Origin of the sequence: Streptomyces sp. MB09-02B (assembly GCF_033794485.1) — a bacterium.
Lineage (GTDB): Bacteria > Actinomycetota > Actinomycetes > Streptomycetales > Streptomycetaceae > Streptomyces.
This window is the reverse complement of record NZ_JARGEE010000330.1, coordinates 1-10,308: the sequence shown is the minus strand read 5'-3', so window position 1 is coordinate 10,308 and position 10,308 is coordinate 1. Positions and strand designations below refer to the sequence as shown.

11 protein-coding genes and 1 pseudogene are annotated in these 10,308 nt (G+C 71.7%); 6 read left to right on the top strand and 6 right to left on the bottom strand.

The window, feature by feature from the left end:
* Positions 1-56 precede the first annotated feature (56 nt).
* Positions 57-1,226: a thiolase family protein gene (locus P1P70_RS33090; RefSeq protein WP_319244375.1), complete on the bottom strand. Its 1,170-nt coding sequence runs from the start codon at positions 1,224-1,226 to the stop codon at positions 57-59.
* Positions 1,227-1,332: 106 nt separating this feature from the next.
* On the opposite strand from P1P70_RS33090, the gene P1P70_RS33085 reads away from it, so the two are divergent.
* Positions 1,333-1,809, top strand: a complete 477-nt coding sequence (locus tag P1P70_RS33085; RefSeq protein WP_319244373.1) for a helix-turn-helix domain-containing protein — start codon at positions 1,333-1,335, stop codon at positions 1,807-1,809.
* A 90-nt stretch (positions 1,810-1,899) separates the two neighbouring features.
* Here the strand turns inward: P1P70_RS33085 and P1P70_RS33080 are convergent, their stop codons facing one another.
* The 3 genes from P1P70_RS33080 to P1P70_RS33070 are packed head-to-tail and all read right to left on the bottom strand — an operon-like array spanning position 1,900 to position 4,801.
* Positions 1,900-2,613 (bottom strand): cupin, encoded by a 714-nt coding sequence (locus P1P70_RS33080; RefSeq protein WP_319244371.1) that lies wholly within the window; start codon positions 2,611-2,613, stop codon positions 1,900-1,902.
* Entirely contained in the window at positions 2,607-3,542 is a 936-nt protein-coding gene (locus P1P70_RS33075) for a PmoA family protein (protein ID WP_319244369.1), read from the bottom strand. The genes P1P70_RS33080 and P1P70_RS33075 overlap by 7 nt, the downstream gene beginning before the upstream one ends.
* Complete coding sequence (locus P1P70_RS33070; RefSeq protein WP_319244367.1) at positions 3,539-4,801, bottom strand: Gfo/Idh/MocA family oxidoreductase; 1,263 nt, start codon at positions 4,799-4,801, stop codon at positions 3,539-3,541. Before P1P70_RS33070 ends, P1P70_RS33075 begins: the two co-directional genes overlap by 4 nt.
* A 360-nt stretch (positions 4,802-5,161) precedes the next feature.
* On the opposite strand from P1P70_RS33070, the gene P1P70_RS33065 reads away from it, so the two are divergent.
* The 3 genes and pseudogenes from P1P70_RS33065 (at position 5,162) to P1P70_RS33055 (ending at position 6,896) form a co-directional block, all read left to right on the top strand.
* On the top strand, positions 5,162-6,037 hold the full coding sequence (locus P1P70_RS33065; RefSeq protein ID WP_319244365.1) for an undecaprenyl-diphosphate phosphatase: 876 nt from the start codon (positions 5,162-5,164) through the stop codon (positions 6,035-6,037).
* Between the two features lie 115 nt (positions 6,038-6,152).
* Positions 6,153-6,332 (top strand): hypothetical protein, encoded by a 180-nt coding sequence (locus P1P70_RS33060; protein ID WP_239752292.1) that lies wholly within the window; start codon positions 6,153-6,155, stop codon positions 6,330-6,332.
* Positions 6,290-6,896 (top strand): annotated as a pseudogene (locus P1P70_RS33055) (chloramphenicol phosphotransferase CPT family protein). The gene P1P70_RS33060 and the pseudogene P1P70_RS33055 overlap by 43 nt, the downstream one beginning before the upstream one ends.
* A 73-nt stretch (positions 6,897-6,969) precedes the next feature.
* On the opposite strand, the gene P1P70_RS33050 reads toward P1P70_RS33055, so the two are convergent.
* Positions 6,970-7,710 carry a glucose 1-dehydrogenase gene (locus tag P1P70_RS33050; protein WP_319244361.1) on the bottom strand — a complete coding sequence of 247 codons (741 nt, stop codon included), beginning with the start codon at positions 7,708-7,710 and terminating at the stop codon, positions 6,970-6,972.
* Between the two features lie 181 nt (positions 7,711-7,891).
* Between P1P70_RS33050 and P1P70_RS33045 the strand changes: the two genes are divergently transcribed.
* Positions 7,892-8,866 (top strand): expansin EXLX1 family cellulose-binding protein, encoded by a 975-nt coding sequence (locus P1P70_RS33045; protein ID WP_319244359.1) that lies wholly within the window; start codon positions 7,892-7,894, stop codon positions 8,864-8,866.
* 185 nt (positions 8,867-9,051) lie between these two features.
* Here the strand turns inward: P1P70_RS33045 and P1P70_RS33040 are convergent, their stop codons facing one another.
* Positions 9,052-9,669 carry a DUF4291 domain-containing protein gene (locus tag P1P70_RS33040; protein ID WP_319244356.1) on the bottom strand — a complete coding sequence of 206 codons (618 nt, stop codon included), beginning with the start codon at positions 9,667-9,669 and terminating at the stop codon, positions 9,052-9,054.
* 159 nt (positions 9,670-9,828) lie between these two features.
* Here P1P70_RS33040 and P1P70_RS33035 point away from each other — a divergent pair.
* Positions 9,829-10,308, top strand: a 480-nt coding sequence (locus P1P70_RS33035) for a nuclear transport factor 2 family protein (RefSeq protein WP_319244355.1), incomplete at its 3' end; no start/stop codon positions are given.

Sequence of the window (10,308 nt, the reverse complement as noted above, 5' to 3'; positions counted from 1 at the left end):
CCTCCAACCCCAACGGCCCCCACCTCGAACCGTCGCGCCCTCGAACCGCCGCCACCTCAAACCACCTCCAACACCATCGCGTTGGCGAGCCCACCCGCCTCGCACATGGTCTGCAACGCGTAGCGAGCGCCGCGTTCCCGCATCGCGTGCACCAGCGTCGTCGTCAGCCGGGTCCCGCTGGCCCCCAGCGGATGCCCCAGGGCGATGGCGCCCCCGTGGACGTTGACCTTGTCCAGGTCGGCGCCCGTCTCCTGCTGCCAGGCGAGCACGACGGCGGCGAACGCCTCGTTGACCTCGAAGAGATCGATGTCGTCGATGCCCAGCCCGGCCCGGCGCAGCACCTTCTCGGTGGCGGGGACGACCCCCGTGAGCATCAGCAGCGGATCCGAGCCGGTGACGGCGAAGGAGTGCAGCCGGGCGAGGGGCCGCAGCCCCAGCCGTGCGGCCGTCTCGGCGGACGCGACGAGGACGGCGGACGCTCCGTCGTTGACGGGGCTTGCGTTCCCCGCCGTGACATTCCACTCGATCTGCGGGAACCGCTCGGCGAAGCCGGGGTCGTGGTAGGCGGGCCGCAGCCCGGCCAGGATCTCGGGCGTACTGCCGGGCCGTACGCACTCGTCGCGGGTCACCCCCTCCAGCGGCGCGACCTCGGCGTCGAAGAGGCCGCCCTCCCAGGCTGCCGCGGCCCGGTGGTGGGACGACACCGCGAACTCGTCCATCCGCTCACGCCCGATCGACCACTTCGCGGCGATCAGCTCGGCGCTGATGCCCTGGGGCACGAGCCCCTCGGGGTAGCGCGCGGCGACCCCGGGGCCGAACGGATCCTTGCCGGGCGGCACGTTGGACCACATCGGCACCCGGCTCATCGACTCCACCCCGCAGGCGACGACCAGGTCGTACGCGCCCGACATGACGCCCTGGGCCGCGAAGTGCACGGCCTGCTGGGAGGAGCCGCACTGCCGGTCGACCGTGGTCGCGGGGACCGTCTCCGGGAAGCCGGCCGCGAGGACGGCGTAGCGGGTGGTGTTCATGGCCTGCTCGCCCACCTGGTCGACGGTGCCGCCGATGACGTCGTCGATCAGCTCCGGATCGATGCCGGAGCGGTCGACGAGGGTGCGCAGGGTGTGGGCGAGGAGGTCGACGGGGTGGACATGGGCGAGGGCGCCGTTCGGCTTCCCCCTGCCCAGGGGCGTGCGTACGGCTTCGACGATCACGGCGTCACGCATGGGTCGGGCCTCCATGGCTACCAGGGAGAACTACTAGCGAGTAGGAATTCCGAACTCACCATAACCCTGGAAGTTGGAAAAACAAACCCTCCCCTAGACTGGGCGCATGCCCGCCTCCGGAGATCCGCGCCCCTGTTCCATCGCCGACACCCTGGCGATCGTCGGCGAGAAGTACTCCCTGCTGGTCCTGCGCGAGGTCTGCCTCGGCAACGGCCGCTTCGACCAGCTGGTCCGCAACATCGGGGCACCGCGCGACGTGCTGGCGACCCGCCTGCGGCGCCTGGTGGACGCGGGTGTCCTGGCCAAGCACGCCTACAACGAGCGCCCTCAGCGCTTCGAGTACCGGCCCACCCAGGCGGGTCTCGAACTGGAGCCGGTCCTGATGACCCTCATGGCATGGGGCGACCGCCATCTCCGCACCGACGACGACCGCCCCATGGTGATCGAACACGCCTGCGGCAAGACCCTGGCCCCCACGGTCATCTGCGCGGCCTGCGGCACAGAGGTCCACCACGAGGACCTCAAGGCCCACCCGCAGACCCCGGGCTGGTCGGTGACGGGCCCGACGACCCCCACCCCATAGAGGCGCGGGGAACGGCGCGAGCAACCACACACCACCCGCAGCCGCTCGACCACAGGCTCCCCGGACTTCGAGGCGCCCGGAACCCCCTACTCAGTCCCCCTTGTAGACGTCCAACCGCCCGCACATCCCGAACTTCCCGGTCTCGGAGGGCTTCTCGGCCCACACCCCGGCATCGGCCAGATGGGAGACGTCCCCCCGCTCCAGGCGTTCGAGCTGCGCCCCGGTCGCGGCGGCAGCCGCCCGCGCCCCCCGCTCCCACCTCGCCCGCCACTCCGCGAGCCGGGGACGCACGAGCGCGGCGGCGGCCCGGTGGAACGCGGCGAGCGGCTCGGGCCCGGAGGCGTCCCGCAGCGCCCGGTAGCCCTCCAGGGCGAGGTCGCGCCGGGCGCGGGCGACGCGCTCCCGCTCCTCCTCCGGCGCGTCGAGCGGGATGCGGGTGGCCGCGGCGTACGTCTCCGGATCGGTCAGGTATTCCGGCGGCAGCGTGAGGACCGCGTCCCCCGCCTCCGGGAGCCCGTTGTTCTGCATGAGGACGGTGATGCGCAGATCGTCCTCGTTGACCAGCCGGTGGATGGTGCCGGGCGTGAACCAGGCGACAGTTCCCGGCGCCAGCGGCGTGACCTCGTACCCGGACGTCGTCAGCGTCTGCACGGCACCGCGCCCGCCGGTGACGACGTACGCCTCCGAGCAGGTCAGGTGCATATGGGGCGTGCCGCCGCAGACCCCGTCCGCGGCCGGCCAGTCGTACACGGACAGGTGCGACAGGGCGACCCCGCCCGGCAGTCCCTCGTAGCCGCTCACCACGGGTGCGCCTCCAGGTACTTGGCGATCTCCTCCCGCTCCCAGGAACCGTCCGCCACGACGACCCGGTAACGACGGGTGAGCGTCTCGCCGGGAGCCAGCTCCAGCTCCTCGAAGAACGCCCAGGAGGGGGCGACGGCGGCGAACGGCTCGTTGCGGACGAACCAGTGCGCCGGGTGGGCACCCTCGGCTCCGGTGTGGTCGTTCTCGGGGGCGTGCGCGAAGACGAGCGTGGCGTGGCCGTCGGTGCCGTCGTGCTCGCCCGAGTACGCCAGCCAGGACGCCTGCTCGCCCATCAGTCCCGGCCCCTCGGTGTCGGGCCCGATGATCCGCCCGTCGCGGAAGGCGCGCGGCCCCCGCCAGAACAGACCGGTGTAGCCGGCCATCTCCCGGCCCGCGGTGGTCGGGCTGCCGAACAGCAGCGGCTCGTCCCGGCGGTTGGTGATCGCGCTCGTCCAGGTCAGTGCCCACGATCCGGATTCGGTGTCCACGTCGTGGATCTCGATCCGGCGCTCCTCGTCGGCCCACAGCTCCCCGGTGTACGGGTGCCAGGTCAGCCGCTCGGCGATCACGACCCGCTCGCCGTCCGACTCGACGACGTCGAAGCCGACGTGCGCCATCGAGCCGACCCGCTCCGGGATCGGCAGATAACCCTCGCCGTGGACGTACGAGTTGCCGCCCCACAGGTTCTGGCCCGACAGGTGCGAGGCCGTCAGCTGCAGGCCCTTGTGCCAGCGGTGGTCGTTGGGCCGGAAGTCGGTGACGACGTCCCCGGCCAGCGTCCGGATGGGGTGCAGATACGGCTTCGGGGCCTCCCAGTCCGCCTCCGGCCGGTAGACGTAGCTCAACAGCTCGACGCCCGTGGTGGGTTCGGTGACCGTGATCCGGTCGCCGTGTGCGTGGACCACGCGCAGCCCGTCGTGGAAGGTCATGCGGTGATCTCCTCACTCGTGCCGACAGAGCCGGTGCCGGCGTTGCCCGCGTCGGCGTTGCCCGCGTCGACGGGCACCGGGACGGTTCCGGGCGCCCAGCCGGGGGCACCGCCGTGCATGGCCGTGTAGTACGGGTCCCCGGGTCCGATCTCCCCACGCCGTACGGTCGCGTCCGTGAACGCCGACTTGTACAGCGCGGCGATCAGCTCCAGGCTCGTCCGCCCGTCGGCGCCGCTGCTGCGCGGCCGCTCGCCCGCGCGCATGCTCGCCACGAGCTCGCGCAGCTGGGCGAGGTGGGAGCTGGGCACGTCCGCGCCGAAGTCACGCCAGGCCGCCACGTCCGCCTCCGGGGTGCCGGGGGCGGGGGTGACGGACCAGTCGGCGTTGGAGTGGCCGTACAGATGGGTCAGTTCGACGGTGGCGCGCTCGCAGTCGATGCGGATGCGGCTGACCTCGTCGGGGCTGAGGACGCTGTTGACGACGGTGGCCAGGGCGCCGCTCTCGAAGCGCACCAGGGCCGTGGAGACGTCCTCGGTCTCCACGTCGTGGACCAGCCGCCCCGCCATGGCCCGGACCTCGCTCCACGGGCCGAGCAGATCGAGCAGCAGGTCCATCTGGTGGATGCCGTGGCCCATGGCGGGCCCGCCGCCCTCGGTGGCCCAGCGGCCGCGCCAGGGGACGGCGTAGTAGGCGGTGTCCCGGTACCAGGTGGTCTGGCAGTGCGCGACGAGCGGCCGCCCGAGGCTCCGCTCGGCGATCAGCCGGCGCACGTGCCGCGCGCCGGAGCCGAAGCGGTGCTGGAAGACGATCGAGGCGTAGGGTCCCCCGGTCTCCGCGCCCTCCTCGGCCTCGACCGCGTCGAAGTCGGCGAGCGTCGGCACCGGCGGCTTCTCGCACCACACCCAGGCGCCCGCCCGCAGCGCGGTGATCGTCTGGTCGCGGTGCAGGGTCGGCGGGGTGCAGATGCTGACCAGGTCGGGCCGCTGCTCCGCCAGCATGCGCTCCAGATCGGTGTAACCGTGCGGGATGCCGTGCGCGGCACAGAACTTGGCCACCGCCTCGGCATCGACGTCGACGGCCGCGACGACCTCGGTCTCGCCCTCCTCGGCGAGGAGCTGGAGTGCGGGGAGATGGGAGCCGCCGCCGATGGCGCCGATGCCGACGATCGCGGCCCGGACGCGGCGGCCGGCCAGGGGGGCCGGGGGACGGTCGGGTCGGTGGTCCGCAGTCGGGCTCGGGTCGTTGCTGGATGTGGGCATGGACGTGATCAGCACTCCATCGAACGTGACATCGGACGGTGGCAGGCGCCCTGGTGGCGGGGGTTCCGGCGGAACGGCGACCCTCGGCACGGCAAGCGCTTTCCCTCGCCAGCAAAGTATGTGCGGACATAGTGACTGGTCAACACCACGGATCCGGCCGTTCCACGCCTCGGAACGCCCGCGCTCCACCCGTCCCCCGCACACCCTCCACCTGGGGCCCGCCCGTCGCTCCCAAACCCCTGTGCCGGCCCTGTTCCCACGGGGCGCTAGGCTGCCCCCAGCACCTGCGATCACCCGCCCCCGCGGCGCGGCACGTCTTCCGTCGGCCCTCCTCGATCAGCGCTTGGACCACGTAACTCCATGTCTTGGTTTGAATCCCTCATCCTCGGACTCGTCCAGGGGCTGACCGAATTCCTCCCCGTCTCCTCCAGCGCGCACCTGCGCCTGACGGCCGCTTTCTCCGGCTGGGAGGACCCGGGCGCGGCCTTCACCGCGATCACCCAGATCGGCACCGAGGCCGCGGTGCTGATCTACTTCCGCAAGGACATCGCCAACATCATCTCGGCGTGGTCGCGTTCGCTGTTCAACAAGGAGATGCGGAGCGACCACGACGCCCAGATGGGCTGGCTGGTGATCGTGGGCTCCATCCCGATCGGTGTGCTCGGTGTGACCCTCAAGGACCAGATCGAGGGCCCGTTCCGCGACCTACGCCTCACGGCCACCATGCTGATCGTCATGGGCATCGTCCTGGGTGTCGCGGATCGCCTCGCCGCGCGGGACGAGACCGGTGGCAAGCACCGCGCCGCCAAGGAGCGCAAGAGCCTCGAACAGCTCAGCGTCAAGGACGGCCTGATCTTCGGCCTCTGCCAGGCCATGGCCCTGATCCCCGGTGTCTCCCGCTCCGGGGCCACCATCAGCGGTGGCCTGCTCATGGGCTACAAGCGCGAGGCCGCCGCGCGCTACTCGTTCCTCCTCGCCATCCCGGCCGTGATCGCCTCGGGCGGCTACGAGCTCAAGGACGCGATGGAGGGCGGGCATGTCTCCTGGGGCCCGACGATCTTCGCCACGGTCATCGCCTTCTTCGTCGGCTACGCGGTCATCGCCTGGTTCATGAAGTTCATCTCCACCAAGAGCTTCATGCCGTTCGTCTGGTACCGCATCGCGCTCGGCATCATCATCGTCGTCCTGGTCTCCACGGGCGTGCTGAGCCCGCACGCGGGCGAATCAGGGCACTGACCGGGGTCGCCCCGGACAGAGCGGCCGTCCCCAACTCCCGCCAGTGACCAACCACATACGGCATCTGTAGCCACCCAGTAGCGCACCGTCAGTTCGGGCGCCTACTCTGTTCCGCATGTCCCCCGATTTCCCCGCCCGTGGTTCCGTGCGGTCCGCCGACGACCTGAACGACAGGATCAGAGCGCTGTGGCGCCACGCGGGCGCGTCGCTGTCGGCGCAGGAGCGGGCGGAGTACGAACTGCTGGTCGTGGAATGGGCGGCGGCGATGCGGGGAGACGTGATCGAGGCCGCGTGATCATCTTCCTGAACGGCACGTCCAGTTCGGGGAAGTCGAGCATCGCGACGGAGCTGCTGCGCATCCTCGACGAGCCGTACTTCCACATCCCCGTCGACGCGTTCCACGCCATGCGAACCTCCCGGGAACTGCCCCCTGACGAACTGGCCACCGTCCTGCACCGCACCTGGCGGGGCTACCACCGCGCGATCGCGGGGATGGCCGCCGCCGGCAACAACATCGTCATGGACCACGTCCTGAGCGCCGCATGGCGACTGCGGGACTGTCTCGACCTGTTCGTGCCCCAGGACGTCGTGTTCGTCGGTGTGCGCTGCGGACGCGACGAACTCGCCGCGGCGTGAACGGGGGCGCGGCGACCGGCCGTTGGGGCTCGCGGCCCGGCAGCTGGACCAGGTGCACGCCCACGGCCTCTACGACATCGAGTGCGACACGAGCCGCGCGGACCCCCTCCAATGCGCCTCCCGCATCAAGGAGTTCCTGCCCGACCGGCGGAGACCGACGGCGTTCGAGCAACTCCGCGACGAGCAGCGGGACTCGCACCACGGACGGACAACCGCGCCCTGAAAGGGGCGCGGGGAACTGCGCGAGCAACCACGTACAACCAGCAGTCCGCCAGTGACCAGGCCCCAACGGCGCTTCACCGACCCCCCGACACCCTCAGCACCGCCCCCGTCGTGTACGACGCCTCGGCCGACATCAACCATGCGATGGCCGAGGCGATCTCATCGGCGCGGCCGGGGCGGCGCAGCGGCACGGACGCGGCGATCCGGTCGGGGCGTTCCGGGTCGCCCATCCGCGCATGGATCTCGGTGTCGACCACCCCGGGCGCGACCGCGTTGACCCGAATACCGTCCGGCCCCAGCTCCTTCGCCAGCCCCATGGTCAACGTGTCGACCGCCGCCTTGGTCGCCGCGTAGTGCACGTACTCACCGGGACTGCCCAGCGTGGCCGCCGCCGAGGACACGTTGACGATGGCGCCGCTGCCCCAGGCCGCCATCACCTGGGCCGCCCGGCGCGAACACAGCAGCACACCGAGGAGGTTGACCTCCACCACCCGCCTGAGCTCCTCCGTGCCGGTGTCCGCCAGCCTCCCGAACGGGCCCGTCACTCCGGCGTTGTTGACCAGCCCGGTCACCGGCCCTAGCCGGTCCGCCGCCGTCTCGAACAGCCGGTCCACATCGGCCTCCACCGAGGTGTCCGCCTTCACCGTGACACAGCGCGCCCCGTTGGCCCGCACCCCCGTCGCGATCCACTCGGCGGCCGCGCCGTCGTTCACGTAGCCCACCACCACGTCGTGCCCGTCCGCGGCGAGCCGCAGGCAGGTCGCGGCACCGATCCCCCGGCTCCCACCCGTGACCACCGTGACCGGACGTGACATCCCAACCTCCCCGACGAAGCAAACGATCGATCATCCTACGATCGCAGCTTCGCCCCCACCTCGCATCGAGGGCAACCATTCCGGTCCCGGCGGCAACAGATGAGTGGCAAGCTCCTTTCACGCGAGCCCCACACGCATCACCCTTTCTCCCGAACCAGGCACGGAACCGAAGGACTTGAACGTGGCAGCCCGTTCCCACCGCTCCGCCCGCCGTCCAGGACGGCGCCCCGCCCTCATATCCGCCGCCGTCGCCGCCGTGGCGGCCGTCGGGCTCGCCGCGTCGCTCGTGATCGCCTTCGGCCCCGACCGCGACACCGGCCCCGAGGCCGCCGGGAAGTCGGGGGCCACCCCCGTCGCGGCCACCACCCGGACGTCCGCACCGCCCGCCGGCACACCGGAGCGGAAGAAGCCCTCCGCCACCCCGTCGAAGTCCCCCTCCCCGTCGGCCTCGAAGACCACCCCGTCGGCGACCCCGACCACCGAGCCCACCCCGCCGACGACCGCCGCCACCGGGCGGTCCGGTTCCGCCTCGGGACAACTGGCGGGACGGATCCGCCCCGGGATCGACTACGAGGGGGTCGCCACCTTCTACGACGCCGGGACCGGCGACGGCGCCTGCTCGTTCGGGGCGAGCGACGACGTCATGACGGCGGCGATGAACACCACCGACTACGAGGTGTCCAAGGCCTGCGGGGCCTATGTGCGCGTCCGCGCGGCGGGCGGCGCCGCCGTCACGGTCCGCATCACCAACGAGTGCCCGTCACCGTGCAGGCCCGGCCAACTCGACCTCAGCGCCGAGGCCTTCGCCAAGCTCGCCGCACCCTCACGCGGTGAGATACCGATCACCTGGAGCCTGCTGAGCCCCGCCGCCTCGGACCCGCTCTCGATCCGGTACAAGACCGGGTCCAGCCAGTACTGGTGCGGCATCCAGGTGCTGGGACACCGCAACCCGGTGGCCCGCCTGGAGGTCCGCTCCGGCGGCGCCTGGACCCCGCTGCCGCGTACCGAGTACAACTACTTCCTCTCCGAGCAGGGCGGCGGGTGCGGCGGCGCGCTCCGGATCACCGACATCTACGGGGAGCGGTTGACCGTCGAGGGCCTCACGGTGCGGCCCGACGTCGTGCAGCGGACCGGCGTGCAGTTCGCGGCACGCTGACGGCGCCACCCCACCTCCCACCGGGACGGCGTGCACGGGGCCCACGCGTTGATCCGCCGGATAGCGCAAGCTCGCGCGCGTGCTCGTGGGCCCGGCCGATGCTGAGGGTGCCCCTGCCCGCCGACTTCCCGGGACCCTCATGCCACGCATCACGCCCGCTTCCGGCCCGCGCCACGCTCCGGGACTCAGCGCCGCAGATGGGTCAGGAGGTCGTCCGCGACCGGATACGGCGGCTCCTCCGGAAGCAGCGCCGTGGCCGCGTCCAGATCACGTGCCCGTACGAGGCCGTGGATCTCCCTGGCGAGCGGCGTCACGTCCTCGATGCCGACGATCCACTCGTCCGCGTACCGTGCCGCCGCCTCGCCCGACAGTCCCAGCTGCAACGAGCGGTACGGCAGCGGGGCGAGCCCCAGGTTGCGCTCGGGGTCCCACTGGACGCGTGCGGGCGACCTGCGCACCTCCCGCTGCCAGGCGGCCCGGCTCTCGTGCACTTCGGGGACGTAGTGCGAGAGGCAGGAGTGGCGCAGCGCCCACTCGAAACCCTCACGGCTGATCTCCACGGCCAGGACCGTCTCCTGGCCCTCCTTCAGGCCCCAGCCGCAGCGGTACATCATCCACAGGAAGGACGGCTTGATCCAGGTCATCCGGTCCCGCTTCCACGCGGCCGGGAAACGACCGTGCCGCGCTGCCGGGCCGCCAATCTCCGGGCGGTACGCCTGGTAGACGGTGACCGTGTCGGCGGTGTGGCGGGCACGGACACGGAACCTGGGCTCGGTCGCCGAGGGGCGTTCACTTTCAGTCACGGGCACCAGGTTCGGTCACGGCCACGCCGCCGAGCCAGCGAATATCCACGGCCGATGCGCGGCCGGTCACGGGCCCGACAGCTCCGCCGCACCGGAAATATCCCCCATCCGACCGCACGCCCCTTGGCGTGGCGCGGGTCCTGCCCCAAGACTGAGCCGATGACGCAGCGTGTGGAGCTCGCGACCGTGATGGACCGCCTCGCCGTCGACGGCCTGATCACCGAGTACGCGGTGGCGGTGGACGACGGCGACTGGACGGCGTACCGGGACCTGTTCGCACCGCGGGGCCGCGCGGACTACCGCTCCGCCGGAGGCATCGAGGGGGATGCCGGGCAGGTGGCGGGGTGGCTGGCGCGGAGCATGGAGCTGTTCCCCATGCGTCAGCACCTCATCGTCAACAGACGGCTGCGGTTCGAACTCCTGGAGCAGGACACCGGCGACACCGCCCGGGTGCAGGCGGACTACATCAACCCGATGCGCTTCGCCGGTCACGACGGGGGGTCCACCGCCCCCGACTTCGTCTGCGGCGGTCGCTACGCCTTCGGCCTGGTCCGCACCCCGGACGGCTGGCGCCTGCGCGAGGTCGTGGTCCAGGAGAAATGGCGCCGCGCCCCCGAGGGCCTCACCCCCGGCCGGCAC

Coding starts and splice junctions, on each gene's coding strand:
- P1P70_RS33090 (WP_319244375.1), bottom strand. CDS start 1,226: ATGCGTGACGCCGTGATCGTCGAAGCCGTACGCACGCCCCTGGGCAGG.
- P1P70_RS33085 (WP_319244373.1), top strand. CDS start 1,333: ATGCCCGCCTCCGGAGATCCGCGCCCCTGTTCCATCGCCGACACCCTG.
- P1P70_RS33075 (WP_319244369.1), bottom strand. CDS start 3,542: ATGACCTTCCACGACGGGCTGCGCGTGGTCCACGCACACGGCGACCGG.
- P1P70_RS33070 (WP_319244367.1), bottom strand. CDS start 4,801: ATGCCCACATCCAGCAACGACCCGAGCCCGACTGCGGACCACCGACCC.
- P1P70_RS33065 (WP_319244365.1), top strand. CDS start 5,162: ATGTCTTGGTTTGAATCCCTCATCCTCGGACTCGTCCAGGGGCTGACC.
- P1P70_RS33060 (WP_239752292.1), top strand. CDS start 6,153: ATGTCCCCCGATTTCCCCGCCCGTGGTTCCGTGCGGTCCGCCGACGAC.
- P1P70_RS33050 (WP_319244361.1), bottom strand. CDS start 7,710: ATGTCACGTCCGGTCACGGTGGTCACGGGTGGGAGCCGGGGGATCGGT.